Below are 16656 nucleotides of genomic sequence, written 5' to 3' on the forward strand. Positions count from 1 at the left end.
GGGATACTTTCTGGCCTGGAATAACCGATGCCCCCTGTCTACCGCCTGGCAATGCCAGCATTGTGCCTGTCGCTGATCCTGCCTTGTGCGTTTTCTGTCGAAGCCGCCGATACGGCCCCTGCCGCCCAGGCAGAACAACCTGCCGGCGAGAAGCCGGCCGAACGCCAGCCACTGCCTGAGCGTAGTCAGGAAGAGTCGGCGGCACTCGAACGCAAGGTTCCGGCGCAGGAACAGCAGCAGTTGCAGGCCGGCGGCGACAGTTTCCTCGCCCTGTGGAAACCCGCCAATACCGCCGAACCCAAAGGTGCGGTGATCATCGTCCCCGGCGCCGGCGAAACCGCCGACTGGCCCCAGGCGATCGCGCCGCTGCGGCAGAAGCTGCCGGATGCGCAGTGGAGCAGCCTCAGCATCACCCTGCCGGACCTGCAAGGCGACGCCATCGCGCCGCGCACCGCCGAAGCGCCGGCGGCGCCGAAAGCCGCCGATCCCGGCAGCAAGGACTCCACCACCGCCGAGCCGATCGAACAGGCCGCCGGCGGCGAGGCCGAGGTGGCCGACAAGGTCGTCGCCGAAACCACCGAAGAGCAGGCCAAGGCCGACGCCGAGCGGATCTTCGCCCGCATCGACGCCGCCATCGCCTACGCCGAACAGCAGAGCGCCCGCAGCGTCGTCGTGCTCGGCCACGGCACCGGCGCCTATTGGGCGGCGCGCTACCTGAGCGAACGGCAGACCGCGCAAGTGGAAAAACTGGTGATGGTCGCCGCCCAGGCACCGCTCAAGGCCAAGCCTGAGCTGGCGGAACTGACGCCGACCCTGAAACTGCCGACGGCCGACCTCTACTACATGGACAAGGCGCCGGACCGCAACGCGGCTCTGGAGCGCCTGCAAGCCAGCAAACGCCTGAAGACCTCGGCGTTCAGCCAGGTGGGGCTCAAGGCGCTGCCGGACAAGAAGGCCGAGCAGGAACAACTGTTCCGTCGGGTGAAGGGCTGGCTGAATCCGCAGAGCGCGGACTGAGAGAACCCGTCGAACCCATCGCGAGCAGGCTCGCTCCTACAGTTTGAACACGGTCAACTGTAGGAGCGAGCCTGCTCGCGATTCGACTGATCCAAACACCCCGGAACACCGTGCCTAGCGAAAATCCCGCCGCTCACGGATCAAGGTGTAGGCGGTGTGCAGTTCGCGGGTCTTCTCCGTGGCTTCACGCACTTGCGCAGGCGTCGCGCCGCTGCCGGCGACCTTGTCCGGGTGATGGCGGCTGAGCAGCCGCCGGTACGCCCGCTTGATCTGCGCCGGCTCGCTGGTCGCCGACACCCCGAGCAGGCGCATCGCTTCCTGATAGCTCACCGCCGCACTGACGATGGGCCGCTTGTGCGGCTCGTAGTCCGTCGCCAGCGCCTGCACCTGATGCGTCGTCCAGCCCAGCCACTTGCCCCACTGCGCCAACAGTTCGCGCTCGCTCACGCCGGCCCGGCCGTCGGCCCAGACCATCCGCCAACACGCGCGCAGCACGCCTTCGGCCGCATGGGGCTGGGCCCCCAGCCGCCGCAGATAGCTGCGCAGGTTGTCGTTGCCGGACTTGCCGCGGTTGAACGCGGCGATCGCCCGGCGCTGGGCCGGTTCGCCCATGTCCAGCGCACGCATTTCGTGGCGCGCCTGCTGGATATGCCCGTCGGTGACGCGCCCGTCGCTCTTGGCCAGACGCCCCAGCAGCACGAACAGCAATTCATCGTTGCGCAGCATCGGCCTGCCGCCGAGCCGTTCGCGCAAATGTCCCCAGCTCTGCAGGTGCAGGCGCCGATCCAGCGCTTGCCCCAACAACGCCCCAAGCATGGCCCCCGGAATGCTGGCGATCGCAAAACCCGCTCCGGCTCCAATCAGAGTCCCTGGCCACAACATATCAACGGCTCGCTTCTATCAGTTTTTCGGCTTCGGCCAGACGTTCATGGGTGCCGACATCCACCCACTGCCCCTTCAGCCGTTCGCCCGTCACCTGGCCGCGCGCCATGGCGTCGCGCAGCAGCGGCGCGAGCTTGAACGCGCCCGCCCCGCAGCCGTCGAACAGCTGCGGGTGCAGGACGGCGATGCCGCTGTAGGTCAGGGTCCGCGCCTGTGGCTGTCCATCCTGGACACGCCCGTTGTCGAGGACGAAATCGCCGGCCGGGTGATGGGCCGGGTTGTCCGCCAGCACCAGGTGCGCCAGACCGGCGATCGGCTGATGCAGCACGCTGAAGTCGTAGTCCGTCCAGATGTCGCCGTTGACCACCAGGAACGCCTCGTCGCCCAGCAGCGGCAACGCCCGGAATATCCCGCCGCCGGTCTCCAGCGGCTCGCCTTCCGGCGAATAGCGGATGCGCACGCCGTAGCGCGAGCCGTCGCCCAGGTAGTCCTCGATCTGCTGGCCGAGCCAGGCGTGGTTGATCACGATGTCATCGAAACCGGCCGCCGCCAGGGCGTGCAGGTGGTACTCGATCAGCGGGATGCCGCCGGCGCGCACCAGCGGCTTGGGGGTGGTCAGGGTCAGCGGGCGCATGCGCTCGCCCTTGCCTGCCGCCAGAATCATCGCCTTCATGCATTCACCCCGGCACGCAGGCTGACGAGCAGCGCCTGCAACGGCTCAAGCTCCGGACGGCGGGCGATCACTTCATCTATATAGGCGAAGAAGCGCGGCACATCGGTCAGGTAGCGCGGCTTGCCGTCACGGTGGCAGATGCGGGCGAAGATGCCGATGACCTTGAGGTGGCGCTGCACCCCCATCAGGTCGCTGGCACGCAGGAACGCCTCGAAATCCGGCTGCACCGGAATGTTCAGCGCCGAGGCCTGTTGCCAGTAGCCATGCAGCCAGCCGCGCACACGCTCCGGCGGCCAGCTGAGGAAGGCATCCTTGAACAGGCAGGTCACGTCGTAGGTCACCGGGCCGTACACGGCGTCCTGGAAATCCAGCACGCCGGGGTTCGGCTCGCTGAGCATCAGGTTGCGCGGCATGTAGTCGCGGTGCACCAGCACCTTGGGCTGGGCCAGGGCGCTGTCGATCAGCAGCTCGCTGACCTGCTGCCACTGCCGTTGCTGGGCCGGATCGAACTCGATGCCCAGCTCGCGCTTGACGTACCACTCCGGGAACAGCTCCAGCTCGCGCGTGAGCAAGGCGACATCGTAACTGGGCAGCGGCGCCACCATCGGCAACTGCTGAAACGCCAGCAGCGCCTTCAGGGCATCGTCGAAAAGCGCGTCGGCGTTGTCGCTGCCGATCACGTCCAGATAGGTCTTGTTACCCAGGTCATTGAGTAAAAGGAAGCCGCGTTCCAGGTCCTGCGCATAAATTTTCGGCACGTTGATGCCGGATTTGGCCAGCAGAAACGCGATATCCACGAAGGGTTTGCAGTTTTCCTGGGGCGGCGGGGCGTCCATCACGATGAAGCTGCGCCCGGCGCCTTCCCAGCGGAAATAACGGCGGAAACTCGCGTCGCTGCTGGCCGCGGTCAAGGTGGCCGGGGGGACGGCGCCCCACTGCTGCTCGGCGAAAAGCGTCGCCAGCTGTTCGTCGAGCCAAACTTTCAGGTGTTGCAAGCGTACATCTTGGTCAGGCATTGCAAGGGTCTCCGACGGCGCTAGCCGTCAAGCGGGTCATGCTTTATTATCCAGCATCTTTTTCAGACCATCGAGAGGCGTGCGGCCCACACCGCGGGCAGATGGCACGCAGGAAGCCCGGACTAATAAGATGGCATTGAAATCCCCCGCGTTTCGTAAAAAATTTCCGTTGTTGATGACCGGCAGCCTGCTGGCCATGCAACCTCTGGCCAGTTCCTTCGTCACCGCGGCCGAGCAGTATGACTGCTCCGTCTCGGAGTCGGGCGGCTGGGCCTGTGCGCCCAAGTCCACGGCCGCTGCCTTGCCGCCGCGTCCGGTGCATGACGGCAGCGCCGTCAGCGCCGCCGGCGAAGCGCCGGCCGAAAGCGGCGCCAGCCAGGACACCGGCCCCAAACCCGTGCTCGTCACCGAGTCCAAGGGCCGTGGCCTGAAATCCCGCAGCGAAGACTACAGTCACCTCGACTGGGTGCCGCGCGAGAAGCTCACCGCCGCCCAACTGGCCGAAACAGGTCCTTACTGCTCTGGTTCCTATATCGAACCGATTCGTCCTGGCATGAATGACAAGACGAACAAAAGTGACGCACCGACCTTCATCGGCGCCAAGGCCTCCCGCTACCAGCAGGATTCGCAGGTCGCGAGCCTGGCCGGCGACGTGGTCATGCGTCAGGGCAGCATGCAGGTCGAGGCCGACGAGGCCAACCTGTACCAGGCCGAGAGCCGCGGCGAACTGGCGGGCAACGTGCGCATCCGCGACAACGGCGCGCTGATCGTCGGCGACCACGCCGACGTGCAGCTGGACACCGGTGAAGCGAAGGTCGACAACGCCGAGTACGTGATGCACAAGTCGCGCATCCGCGGCAACGCGCTGTACGCCAAACGGGCCGAGAACGCGATCATCCGCCTCAAGGACGGCACGTACACCACGTGCGAACCGAACAGCAACGCCTGGCAGCTCAAGGGCAACAACATCACCCTGAACCCGGCCACCGGCTTCGGCACCGCGACCAACGTGACGCTGCGGGTCAAGGACATTCCGGTCCTGTACACCCCGTACATCTACTTCCCGATCGACGACCGCCGCCAGTCGGGCTTCCTGCCGCCGAGCATCGGCACCAGCAGCGACACCGGCTTCATGCTGGTCACCCCGTACTACTTCAACCTGGCGCCGAACTACGACGCCACGTTGTACCCGCGCTACATGGCCAAGCGCGGCTTGCTGATGGAAGGCGAGTTCCGCTACCTGACCAAGTCCAGCGAAGGGCAGTTCGGTGCGGCGTACCTCAATGACGAGGACACCGACCGCAGCAAGCAGACCGACTACCAGAAGAACCGGTACATGTACAACTGGCAGCACAAGGGCGGTCTCGACTCCCGCGTGTTCACCCAGGTCGACTACACCAAGATCAGCGACCCGTACTACTTCCAAGACCTGGAAACCGACCAGATCGGCGTGAAGAGCGCCGACTACGTAAACCAGCAAGGCTCGGTCACCTACCGCGGCGACAGCTACACCGCCCGGTTGAACGCCCAGGCTTACCAACTGGCGACCGTGTCGAACATCACGCCGTATGACCGCCTGCCGCAGATCACCTTCAACGGCCAGCTGCCTTACCATCCGGAAGGCCTGGACTTCGACTACGAGACGGAGCTGGTTCGCTTCGACCGTGACCTGAAGAACGGCAACTTCGTGAACGAGGACGGCAGCGTCGAAAGCCGTCTCGACAACAACGTTACCGGCCTGGCCCGCGCCAACGGCGACCGCCTGAACCTGAAGCCGGGTGTCAGCCTGCCGCTGAACTGGACCTATGGTTTCCTCAAGCCATCGCTCAAGTACCAGTACACCCAGTACCAGCTGGACCTGGACAGCACCGGCAAGAACCAGATCGTGCAGCAGGAAGCGGCGGCAGCCGCTGCCGGCACCAAGTACCTCGGCGGCAAGTTCGGCAGCAACCAGAACCGCGGCGTACCGATCGCCAGCATCGACAGCGGCCTGTACTTCGACCGCGACACGTCCTACTTCGGCAAGAACTACCGCCAGACCCTGGAACCGCGCCTGTTCTACCTCTACGTACCGGAGGTCGACCAAGAGGACATCCCGGTATTCGACACCAGCGAATACACGTTCAACTATGCCTCGCTGTTCCGCGACAACCGCTTTTCCGGCGCCGACCGCGTCGGCGACGAGAACAAGCTGTCGCTGGGCGTGACCAGCCGCTGGATCGAGGACGACGGCTTCGAGCGTCAACGCATCAGCGTCGGCCAGGCCCTCTACTTCAAGGATCGCGAAGTCCAGCTGCCGGGCATCGACGCCAAGACCCGCGACGACGCGCACTCCAACGTCTCGCCGTACGCGCTGGAATACGAGTACCGCTGGAACCGCGACTGGCGCACCACCGCGGACTACAACTGGGATCCGGACAGCCGCAGCCCGCGTTCGGGCAGCGCGATGTTCCACTACCAGCCTGAAGACAACCCGAACAAGGTGGTCAACTTCGGTTACCGCTACCGCAACGACCAGGTCCGCTACGACCAGAACACCGGCAAATGGTCGGTGGGCGGCGGCGACTACGGCGTACCGGGCGATCCGAACTACGTGAAGGACTACTACAAGATCAAGCAGCACGACTTCTCGGCGATCTGGCCGATCGTGCCGCAGTGGAGCGCCATCAGCCGCTGGCAGTACGACTACAACCGCAATCGCACGCTGGAAGCCTTCGGTGGTTTCGAGTACGACAACTGCTGCTGGAAACTGCGCCTGATCAACCGTTATTGGGTGTCCTACGACGAGTTCAGTCAGCAGGCTCCGCAAAACGAAAAAGGCGACCACGGCGTCTTCCTCCAAATCGTCCTGAAAGGCCTCGGCGGTGTCGTAGGCACCAAGGTAGAGAGCTTCCTCGACAAAGGCATCCAAGGTTATCGTCAACGTGAAGACCAAGCTTTCTGATTGTCTGCGCCCGCTGATGCTGGGCGCGCTGTTCCTCGGTACTTCGGCCGGCGCCGCGGTGCAGTCCATCGATAAAGTGGTGGCCATCGTCGACAACGACGTGGTCATGCAGAGCCAGCTGGACCAACGCGTCCACGAGGTGCAGAAAACCATCGCCAAGCGCGGCGGCGGCCTGCCGCCTCCGGGCGTGCTGGACCAGCAAGTGCTGGAACGCCTGATCGTCGAGAACCTGCAACTGCAGATCGGCGAACGCTCCGGCATCCGCATCACCGACGAAGAGCTGAACCAGGCCGTAGGCACCATCGCCCAGCGCAACAACATGACCGTGGACCAGTTCCGCGCCGCGTTGTCCCGCGACGGCCTGTCCTACGACGAAGCCCGCGACCAGATCCGCCGCGAGATGGTCATCAGCCGCGTGCGTCAGCGCCGTGTGGCCGAACGCATCCAGGTGTCGGAACAGGAAGTGAAGAACTTCCTGGCCTCGGACCTGGGCAAGATGCAGCTCTCCGAAGAGTTGCACCTGGCCAACATCCTGATCCCGACCCCGGAAAGCGCCAACTCCGAAGCGATTCAGAGCGCCGCCCGCCAGGCCATGGACGTTTACCAGCAGCTTAAGCAAGGCGCCGACTTCGGCCAGATGGCCGTGGCCAAGTCCGCCAGCGACAACGCGCTGGAAGGCGGCGACATGGGCTGGCGCAAGGCCGCCCAGCTGCCGCCGCCGTTCGACCGCGAACTGAGCAGCATGTCGCCGGGCGAAATCACCCAACCGGCCCGCACCCCGGGCGGCTTCATCATCCTGAAGCTGCTGGAGAAGCGCGGCGGTGAAGGCCAGGTGCGCGACGAAGTGCATGTGCGCCACATCCTGGTCAAGCCAAGTCCGGTCCGTGACGAGGCGAAGACCAAAGAGCTGGCCCAGTCGCTGTACAACCGCATCGAAGCCGGCGAAGACTTTGCCGAGCTGGCGAAGAAGTACTCGGAAGATCCGGGTTCCGCCCTCAACGGCGGCGACCTGAACTGGATCGACCCGAACGCGTTGGTGCCGGAGTTCCGCGCCGTGATGGCCAAGTCCCCGCAGGGTCAGCTGTCCAAGCCGTTCCAGACCCAGTACGGCTGGCACGTGCTGGAAGTCCTTGGCCGCCGCGCCACCGACAGCACCGCCCAGGCGCGGGAGCAGCAAGCGATGACCGTGCTGCGCAACCGCAAGTACGACGAAGAGCTGCAGACCTGGCTGCGTCAGATCCGTGACGAAGCCTACGTTGAAATCAAACTCCCTGGCGCAGACCAGGCAGCGCAGTGAAACCCAAGCGTTTCGCGCTGACACCCGGCGAACCGGCCGGCATCGGTCCCGACCTGTGCCTGCTGCTCGCCTCGCAGGCCCAGCCGCACCCCCTGATCGCCATCACCAGCCGCGACCTGCTCCTTGAGCGGGCCGCGCAGCTGGGGCTGGCCGTCGACGTGCTGGCCGTCACCCCTGACCACTGGCCGGACGCTCCGGCGCCGGCCGGCAGCCTGTACGTCTGGGACACGCCGCTGAGCGCCCCGGTGGTCGCCGGGCAACTGGACAAGGCCAACGCCGCGTTCGTCCTCGAAACCCTGACCCGCGCCGGCCAAGGCTGCCTGAACGGCGACTTCGCCGGGATGATCACCGCCCCGGTGCACAAGGGCGTGATCAACGAATCCGGCATCGCCTTCTCCGGGCACACCGAATTCCTCGCCGACCTGACCCACACCGCCCAGGTGGTGATGATGCTCGCCACCCGCGGCCTGCGCGTGGCGCTGGTCACCACCCACCTGCCCCTGCGCGAGATCGCCGACGCGATCACGCCGCAGCGGCTGGAGCGGGTCACGCGGATCCTGCACGCCGACCTGCAAGACAAGTTCGGCATCGCCCGGCCGCGCATCCTGGTCTGCGGGCTCAACCCGCACGCCGGCGAAGGCGGCCACCTGGGCCATGAAGAAATCGACATCATCGAACCGACGCTGGAGCGTCTGCGCAGCGAAGGCATGGACCTTCGCGGCCCGCTGCCGGCCGACACCCTGTTCACCCCCAAATATCTGGAGCACTGCGACGCGGTGCTGGCGATGTACCACGACCAGGGCCTGCCCGTGCTGAAGTACAAAGGCTTCGGCGCAGCGGTCAATGTGACCCTGGGCCTGCCGATCATCCGCACCTCCGTCGACCACGGCACCGCCCTGGACCTGGCCGGCAGCGGCCGGATCGACACCGGCAGCCTGCAGGTCGCCCTGGAAACCGCCTACCAGATGGCCGAGACCCGTTTATGACCGAGCAATACCAACACAAGGCGCGCAAACGCTTTGGCCAGAACTTCCTGCACGATGCGGGCATCATCGACCGCATCCTGCGCGCCATCCACGCCAAGCCCGAAGACCGCATGCTGGAGATCGGCCCGGGCCAGGGCGCATTGACCGAAGGCCTGCTCGGCGCCGGCGCCCAGCTCGACGTGGTCGAGCTGGACAAGGATCTGATCCCGATCCTCAACAGTCAGTTCGCCGGCAAGAGCAACTTCAACCTGCACCAGGGCGATGCGCTGAAGTTCGACTTCAACACCCTCAACGCCGCGCCGAACACGCTGCGGGTGGTCGGCAACCTGCCGTACAACATCTCCACCCCGCTGATTTTCCACCTGCTGGACAACTCGCACCTGATCCGCGACATGCACTTCATGCTGCAGAAGGAAGTGGTCGAGCGCCTGGCCGCAGGCCCCGGCGGCGGCGACTGGGGTCGCCTGTCGATCATGGTCCAGTACCATTGCCGGGTCGAACATCTGTTCAACGTCGGCCCCGGCGCGTTCAACCCGCCGCCGAAGGTCGACTCGGCCATCGTCCGCCTGGTGCCCCACGCCGTGCTGCCGCACCCGGCCAAGGATCACCGGCTGCTCGAGCGCGTGGTGCGCGAGGCGTTCAACCAGCGCCGCAAGACCCTGCGCAACACCCTCAAGCAACTGCTCACCAGCGCCGAGATCGAAGCGGCGGGCGTCGACGGCAGCCTGCGCCCCGAGCAACTGGACCTGGCGGCGTTCGTACGCCTGGCCGACCAGCTCGCCGAGAAACCCCAGCAGCCGCCCAAGGCCGACTGACGGCGTCATCGGGCAACCGCCGCGCTGGTCTGTTGCCCGATACTTGCCTAGACTGAATCCCCATCAGCCGCACCCCTGCGTTGCGCTTCGCTCTTAAGGCCTTTTGCATGTCCGATCCCCGTTATCAGGTCGACGTCAGCGTGGTCACCCGCTACCTGGCAGACCAATCGCAACCCGAGCACGACCGCTTCGCCTTCGCCTACACCATCACCGTGCAGAACAACGGCGACCGACCGGCCCGACTGATGTCGCGGCACTGGGTCATCACCGATGGCGACGGGCATGTCGAGGAAGTCCGCGGCGCCGGCGTGGTGGGCCAGCAACCGCTGATCGAAGCGGGCCAGAGCCACACCTACAGCAGCGGCACGGTGATGACCACCCAGGTCGGCACCATGCAGGGCTCCTACGAAATGGTCGCCGACGACGGCAAGCATTTCGACGCCGTCATCAAGCCTTTCCGCCTCGCCGTGCCCGGAGCCCTGCACTGATGGCGACCTACGCCGTGGGCGACCTGCAAGGCTGCCTCGAACCGCTCAAGTGCCTGCTCGGCCAGGTCGCCTTCGACCCGGCGCTGGACCGTCTGTGGCTGGTGGGCGATCTGGTCAACCGCGGCCCGCAGTCCCTGGAGACCCTGCGCTACCTGTACGGGCTGCGCGACTCGCTGGTGTGCGTGCTGGGCAACCATGACCTGCACTTGCTGGCCGCCGGCCAGAACATCGAGCGCATGAAGAAGAGCGACACCCTGCGCGAGATCCTCGAAGCCCCCGACGGCCCCGAGCTGCTGGACTGGCTGCGCCGGCAGAAGCTGATGCACTACGACGAGCGGCGCGAGATCGCCATGGTGCACGCCGGGATCCCGCCGCAGTGGTCGCTGCGCAAGGCGCTCAAGTGCGCCGAAGAGGTCGAGTCGGCCCTGCGCGACGACAACCTGTTCCCCGCCTACCTGGACGGCATGTACGGCAACGATCCGGCGAAATGGGACAACAGCCTCAAGGGCGTGACGCGCCTTCGGGTGATCACCAACTATTTCACCCGGATGCGTTTCTGCACCCCCGAGGGCAAGCTCGACCTCAAGAGCAAGGAAGGCCTGGACACCGCCCCGCCCGGCTACAAGCCGTGGTTCCAGCACAAGGAGCGCCGGACCCGCGGCCTGCGGATCATCTTCGGCCATTGGGCGGCGCTCGAAGGCATCGTCCACGAGCCCGGCATCTGCGCCCTCGACACCGGTTGCGTGTGGGGCGGCAGCCTCACCCTGATGAACGTCGACAGCGGCGAGCGCCTGTCGTGCAAATGCGACGACCACGGCAACGCCCTGCCGACCGTCGCCCCCCTTATCCCCCACTCCACGTCAGCCAGCGCCCCGCGCTAGACTGCGTCACCCGCCGGACCACAGGAACCCGCCATGAGCGAATTCAAACGCATCCCCCCGGAACAGGCCAAGGCCCTGCGCGAGCAAGGCGCCGTGGTGGTCGACATCCGTGACCCGCAAGCCTTCGCCAGCGGGCACGTCACCGGATCGCACCACCTGGACAACCACTCGGTCGCCGACTTCATCCGCAACGCCGACCTCGACGCCCCGACGGTGGTGGTCTGCTACCACGGCAACTCCAGCCAGAGCGCGGCCGCCTACCTGGTGGGCCAGGGCTTCTCCGACGTGTACAGCCTGGACGGCGGCTTCGAGCTGTGGCGTGCGACCTATCCTTCGGAAACCGCCCAAGGCGCCGCCGAATAATTTTTTTGCGACCTGCAAGCCCCGGCTCCCGCGGGCTTGCACGGTGGCGGACGAACGGTCTGCCACAACTAATTACGCATCTCGCCTTTACCTCGCCAATTCCCAACTATCCTTAAGCCCAGGCCATCCAAAACAGGGGAGAGCCGGTACACCGGCGCACGGGTCATCGGGAGTAGCTTTCGCGGTTGTCGGCGCGGAAGAGTTCTGGGGGGTAAACAACAGCTGCTCAAGCGGCTGCTTGCCAGCATCGACTGAGTGATCCGGCGTCGGCTCCACGTATCGAGCGAGGTGACGTCATGAGTATCTTTAGCCACTTCCAACAACGCTTCGAGTCCACACGCCAGGAAGAATTCTCGCTGCAGGAATACCTGGAACTGTGCAAAAAGGACCGCAGCGCCTACGTTTCCGCCGCCGAGCGTCTGTTGCTGGCCATCGGCGAACCCGAGCTGCTCGACACCTCGACCAATTCGAGGCTGTCACGCATCTTCTCCAACAAGGTGATCCGCCGCTATCCGGCCTTTGAGGACTTCCACGGGATGGAAGAATGCATCGACCAGATCGTGTCGTACTTCCGCCATGCGGCCCAGGGCCTGGAAGAGAAGAAACAGATCCTCTACCTGCTCGGCCCGGTGGGCGGCGGCAAGTCGTCCCTGGCCGAGAAGCTCAAGCAACTGATGGAGAAGGTGCCCTTCTATGCCATCAAGGGCTCGCCGGTGTTCGAATCGCCCCTGGGGCTGTTCAACGCCACCGAAGACGGCGCGATCCTCGAAGAGGACTTCGGCATCCCCCGCCGCTACCTGAACACCATCATGTCGCCCTGGGCGACCAAGCGCCTGGCCGAGTTCGGCGGCGACATCAGCCAGTTCCGCGTGGTCAAGCTGTACCCCTCGATCCTCAACCAGATCGCCGTGGCCAAGACCGAACCGGGCGACGAGAACAACCAGGACATCTCCGCACTGGTGGGCAAGGTCGATATCCGCAAGCTGGAGGAATTCCCGCAGAACGACGCCGACGCCTACAGCTATTCCGGGGCGCTGTGCCGGGCCAACCAGGGCCTGATGGAGTTCGTCGAGATGTTCAAGGCGCCGATCAAGGTGCTGCACCCGTTGCTGACCGCCACCCAGGAAGGCAACTACAACAGCACCGAAGGCCTGGGCGCGATTCCGTTCACCGGGATCCTGCTGGCCCACTCCAACGAATCGGAGTGGCACACCTTCCGCAACAACAAGAACAACGAAGCCTTCATCGACCGGATCTACATCGTCAAGGTGCCTTACTGCCTGCGGGTCAGCGATGAGGTGAAGATCTACGACAAGCTGCTGTTCAACAGCTCCCTGGCCCGGGCCCACTGCGCGCCGGACACCCTCAAGATGCTCGCGCAGTTCACCGTGCTGTCGCGCCTCAAGGAGCCCGAGAACTCCAACATCTACTCGAAGATGCGCGTGTACGACGGGGAAAACCTCAAGGACACCGATCCGAAGGCCAAGTCGATCCAGGAATACCGCGATGCGGCGGGCGTCGACGAGGGCATGAACGGTCTGTCGACTCGGTTCGCCTTCAAGATCCTGTCCAAGGTGTTCAACTTCGACCCGCACGAGATCGCTGCCAACCCGGTGCACCTGCTCTATGTGCTGGAACAGCAGATCGAACAGGAACAGTTCCAGGCCGAGACCCGCGAACGCTACCTGCGCTACCTGAAGGAGTACCTCGCCCCGCGCTACATCGAGTTCATCGGCAAGGAGATCCAGACCGCCTACCTCGAGTCCTACAGCGAGTACGGCCAGAACATCTTCGACCGCTACGTGCTGTACGCGGACTTCTGGATCCAGGACCAGGAATACCGCGATCCGGAAACCGGCGAGATCCTCAACCGCGTCGCCCTCAACGAGGAACTGGAAAAGATCGAGAAACCGGCCGGCATCAGCAATCCGAAGGATTTTCGCAACGAGATCGTCAACTTCGTGCTGCGTGCCCGCGCCAACAACAACGGCAAGAACCCGACCTGGCTCAGCTACGAGAAACTGCGGGTGGTCATCGAGAAGAAAATGTTCTCGAACACCGAAGACCTGCTGCCGGTCATCAGCTTCAACGCCAAGGCCAGCAAAGAGGACCAGCAAAAGCACAACGACTTCGTCACCAGGATGGTCGAACGCGGCTACACCGACAAACAGGTACGGCTGCTCTCCGAGTGGTACCTGCGGGTCAGGAAATCACAGTAACCCGCGGCCGGTCAGACCGGTTGTCGTCAGCCCGGGGCCTGTGTGCGCATTTTCTGTTACACAGGCCTCAGGAAGGTGTTCCAAAGGCGGTAGCGGGGTTCAGGCAGCACCCAAAGCGCTTGGGGGAGCGTGTACGTCCCTTGGCATTCGGTTCAATGCTGCATGAGCGCTCGGCCCTTTGCAGGACAGCTTCTAAGGAGCAGTCATGAGCTATGTGATCGACCGACGCCTCAATGGCAAGAACAAGAGCACGGTGAACCGCCAGCGCTTCCTGCGGCGCTACCGTGACCACATCAAGAAGGCTGTCGAAGAAGCCGTCAGCCGGCGTTCCATCACCGACATGGAGCACGGCGAGCAGATCAGCATCCCCGGTCGCGACATCGACGAACCGGTGCTTCACCACGGCCGCGGGGGCAAGCAGACCGTCGTGCACCCCGGCAACAAGGAGTTCACCGCCGGCGAACACATCGCCCGCCCGCCGGGAGGCGGCGGAGGCCGGGGGCCCGGCAAGGCCGGCAACTCCGGCGAAGGCATGGACGAGTTCGTCTTCCAGATCACCCAGGAGGAATTCCTCGAATTCATGTTCGAGGACCTCGAACTGCCGAACCTGGTCAAACGCAACCTGACCGGCACCGACACCTTCAAGACCGTGCGCGCCGGCATCAGCAACGAGGGCAACCCCTCGCGCATCAACATCATCCGCACCCTGCGCTCGGCCCATGCCCGGCGCATCGCGCTGTCCGGCAGCAGCCGGGCGAAACTGCGCGAGGTGAAGGAAGAACTGGCCCGGCTGAAACGCGAAGAGCCGGACAACTTCGGCGATATCCAGGATCTGGAAGCGGAAATCGAGAAACTCAGCGCCCGCATCCATCGGGTGCCGTTCCTCGACACGTTCGACCTCAAGTACAACCTGCTGATCAAGCAGCCCAACCCCAGCTCCAAGGCGGTCATGTTCTGCCTGATGGACGTGTCCGGCTCCATGACCCAGGCGACCAAGGACATCGCCAAGCGCTTCTTCATCCTGCTGTACCTGTTCCTCAAGCGGAACTACGACAAGATCGACGTGGTGTTCATCCGCCATCACACCAGCGCCCGGGAAGTGGACGAGGAAGAGTTCTTCTATTCGCGGGAAACCGGCGGCACCATCGTCTCCAGCGCCCTGAAGCTGATGCAGGAAATCATGGCCGAGCGCTATCCGAGCAACGAGTGGAACATCTACGCCGCCCAGGCCTCCGACGGCGACAACTGGAACGACGATTCGCCCATCTGCCGCGACATCCTGATCAACCAGATCATGCCGTTCGTGCAGTACTACACTTATGTGGAGATCACCCCCCGCGAGCACCAGGCCCTCTGGTACGAGTACGAACGCATCGCCGAAGCCTTTTCCGACACGTTTGCCCAGCAGCAACTGGTCTCGGCCGGGGATATCTATCCGGTCTTCCGTGAACTCTTCCAGCGCAGGTTAGTGACATGACCGCCAAAGAGCAGAAGCGCCAACCCATCTCCACCGGCTCCGAATGGACGTTCGAGCTGATCCAGGCCTATGACCGCGAAATCGCCCGCATCGCGGCCCGCTATGCGCTGGACACCTACCCCAACCAGATCGAGGTGATCACCGCCGAGCAGATGATGGACGCCTACGCGTCGGTCGGCATGCCGCTGGGCTATCACCACTGGTCCTACGGCAAGCACTTCCTCAGCACCGAAAAATCCTACAGCCGCGGGCAGATGGGCCTGGCCTACGAGATCGTGATCAACTCGGATCCGTGCATCGCCTACCTGATGGAAGAGAACACCATCTGCATGCAGGCCTTGGTGGTGGCCCACGCCTGCTACGGCCACAACAGCTTCTTCAAGGGCAACTACCTGTTCCGCACCTGGACCGACGCCAGCTCGATCATCGATTACCTGGTGTTCGCCAAGCAGTACATCATGCAGTGCGAGGAGCGCCACGGCATCGATGCGGTGGAGGATCTGCTCGATTCCTGCCATGCCCTGATGAACTACGGCGTGGACCGCTACAAACGGCCGTATCCGATTTCCGCCGAGGAAGAACGGCGGCGGCAGAAGGACCGCGAAGAGCACCTGCAAAAGCAGATCAACGACCTGTGGCGCACCATCCCCAAGGGCACCGACAAGCTCAGCGACAAGGACAACGCCCGGTTCCCCGCCGAGCCGCAGGAGAACATCCTGTACTTCATCGAGAAGCACGCGCCGCTGCTGGAGCCGTGGCAACGGGAAATCGTGCGCATCGTGCGCAAGATCGCCCAGTACTTCTACCCGCAGCGCCAGACCCAGGTGATGAACGAAGGCTGGGCGACCTTCTGGCACTACACGCTGATGAACGACCTGTACGACGAAGGCCTGGTCACCGACGGCTTCATGATGGAGTTCCTGACGTCCCACACCAGCGTGGTGTTCCAGCCCGGGTTCGACAGCCCCTACTACAGCGGCATCAACCCTTACGCCCTGGGCTTTGCGATGTACCGGGACATCCGGCGCATGTGCGAGGAGCCCACCGAGGAAGACCGCCGCTGGTTCCCGGAGATCGCCGGCTCCGACTGGCTGTCGACCATCAAGTTCGCCATGAGCAGCTTCAAGGACGAGAGCTTCATCCTGCAGTACCTGTCGCCCAAGGTGATCCGCGACCTCAAACTGTTCAGCATCCTCGACGACGACCAGCGGGACGACCTGCTGGTGCCGGCCATCCATGACGAGGGCGGCTACCGGATCATCCGCGAGACCCTGGCGGCGCAGTACAACCTCGGCAACCGCGAGCCGAACGTGCAGATCTACAGCATCGACCGCCGCGGCGACCGCTCGCTGACCCTGCGCCACCAGCAGCATGACCGCAAGCCCTTGGGCGATTCCACGGAAGAAGTGCTCAAGCACCTGCACCGGCTGTGGGGCTTCGACATCCACCTGGAGACCCTGCAGGGCGACCAGGTGATGAAGACCCACCATGTGCCGCCGCGAAACGAGCACAGCGAAGGGGACTACGGTCGGCTCGACTTGGCCGTCATTCATCTTTGATCCCGTTCCAGCCTCCGAAAGTCCGGCGCAAGGGTTATC

14 protein-coding genes are annotated in these 16656 nt (G+C 64.3%); 11 read left to right on the forward strand and 3 right to left on the reverse strand.

What is annotated here, in order from left to right:
• Nucleotides 1–27: 27 nt before the first annotated feature.
• Complete coding sequence (locus CAG33_RS02795) at nt 28–1017, forward strand: alpha/beta hydrolase family protein (protein WP_085636821.1); 990 nt, start codon at nt 28–30, stop codon at nt 1015–1017.
• A 114-nt stretch (nt 1018–1131) separates the two neighbouring features.
• On the opposite strand, the gene CAG33_RS02800 is transcribed toward CAG33_RS02795, so the two are convergent.
• The 3 genes from CAG33_RS02800 to CAG33_RS02810 are packed head-to-tail and all read right to left on the reverse strand — an operon-like array spanning nt 1132 to nt 3588.
• Nucleotides 1132–1899: a TerB family tellurite resistance protein gene (locus tag CAG33_RS02800; RefSeq protein ID WP_085586256.1), complete on the reverse strand. Its 768-nt coding sequence runs from the start codon at nt 1897–1899 to the stop codon at nt 1132–1134.
• Nucleotide 1900: 1 nt separating this feature from the next.
• On the reverse strand, nt 1901–2572 hold the full coding sequence (gene murU / locus CAG33_RS02805; RefSeq protein WP_085586258.1) for an N-acetylmuramate alpha-1-phosphate uridylyltransferase MurU: 672 nt from the start codon (nt 2570–2572) through the stop codon (nt 1901–1903).
• Nucleotides 2569–3588 (reverse strand): aminoglycoside phosphotransferase family protein, encoded by a 1020-nt coding sequence (locus CAG33_RS02810; protein ID WP_085586260.1) that lies wholly within the window; start codon nt 3586–3588, stop codon nt 2569–2571. Before CAG33_RS02810 ends, murU begins: the two co-directional genes overlap by 4 nt.
• A 130-nt stretch (nt 3589–3718) precedes the next feature.
• On the opposite strand from CAG33_RS02810, the gene CAG33_RS02815 reads away from it, so the two are divergent.
• From CAG33_RS02815 to CAG33_RS02860, 10 genes are all read left to right on the forward strand, one after another.
• Nucleotides 3719–6532, forward strand: coding sequence for an LPS-assembly protein LptD (locus tag CAG33_RS02815; RefSeq protein ID WP_085636824.1), 2814 nt, complete (start codon nt 3719–3721; stop codon nt 6530–6532).
• Complete coding sequence (gene surA / locus CAG33_RS02820) at nt 6513–7829, forward strand: peptidylprolyl isomerase SurA (RefSeq protein ID WP_139831412.1); 1317 nt, start codon at nt 6513–6515, stop codon at nt 7827–7829. Before CAG33_RS02815 ends, surA begins: the two co-directional genes overlap by 20 nt.
• Complete coding sequence (gene pdxA, locus CAG33_RS02825; RefSeq protein WP_085629942.1) at nt 7826–8815, forward strand: 4-hydroxythreonine-4-phosphate dehydrogenase PdxA; 990 nt, start codon at nt 7826–7828, stop codon at nt 8813–8815. The genes surA and pdxA overlap by 4 nt, the downstream gene beginning before the upstream one ends.
• Nucleotides 8812–9630, forward strand: a complete 819-nt coding sequence (gene rsmA, locus CAG33_RS02830; RefSeq protein WP_085586268.1) for a 16S rRNA (adenine(1518)-N(6)/adenine(1519)-N(6))-dimethyltransferase RsmA — start codon at nt 8812–8814, stop codon at nt 9628–9630. Before pdxA ends, rsmA begins: the two co-directional genes overlap by 4 nt.
• A gap of 107 nt (nt 9631–9737) precedes the next feature.
• Nucleotides 9738–10118, forward strand: coding sequence for a Co2+/Mg2+ efflux protein ApaG (gene apaG / locus CAG33_RS02835; protein WP_085586270.1), 381 nt, complete (start codon nt 9738–9740; stop codon nt 10116–10118).
• Nucleotides 10118–10999, forward strand: coding sequence for a symmetrical bis(5'-nucleosyl)-tetraphosphatase (locus tag CAG33_RS02840; RefSeq protein ID WP_085586272.1), 882 nt, complete (start codon nt 10118–10120; stop codon nt 10997–10999). The genes apaG and CAG33_RS02840 overlap by 1 nt, the downstream gene beginning before the upstream one ends.
• Nucleotides 11000–11032: 33 nt before the next feature.
• Complete coding sequence (gene glpE / locus CAG33_RS02845) at nt 11033–11362, forward strand: thiosulfate sulfurtransferase GlpE (protein ID WP_085586274.1); 330 nt, start codon at nt 11033–11035, stop codon at nt 11360–11362.
• A gap of 296 nt (nt 11363–11658) precedes the next feature.
• Complete coding sequence (locus tag CAG33_RS02850; protein WP_085586276.1) at nt 11659–13581, forward strand: PrkA family serine protein kinase; 1923 nt, start codon at nt 11659–11661, stop codon at nt 13579–13581.
• Nucleotides 13582–13786: 205 nt separating this feature from the next.
• Nucleotides 13787–15058, forward strand: coding sequence for a YeaH/YhbH family protein (locus CAG33_RS02855; RefSeq protein ID WP_007959907.1), 1272 nt, complete (start codon nt 13787–13789; stop codon nt 15056–15058).
• A complete protein-coding gene (locus tag CAG33_RS02860) occupies nt 15055–16617 on the forward strand; it encodes a SpoVR family protein (protein WP_085586278.1) in 1563 nt (520 codons plus the stop codon). Before CAG33_RS02855 ends, CAG33_RS02860 begins: the two co-directional genes overlap by 4 nt.
• The last annotated feature ends 39 nt before the right edge of the window (nt 16618–16656 follow it).

Origin of the sequence: Pseudomonas sp. B3(2017) (assembly GCF_002113595.1) — a bacterium.
In the GTDB taxonomy this organism is placed as follows: domain Bacteria; phylum Pseudomonadota; class Gammaproteobacteria; order Pseudomonadales; family Pseudomonadaceae; genus Aquipseudomonas; species Aquipseudomonas ekonensis.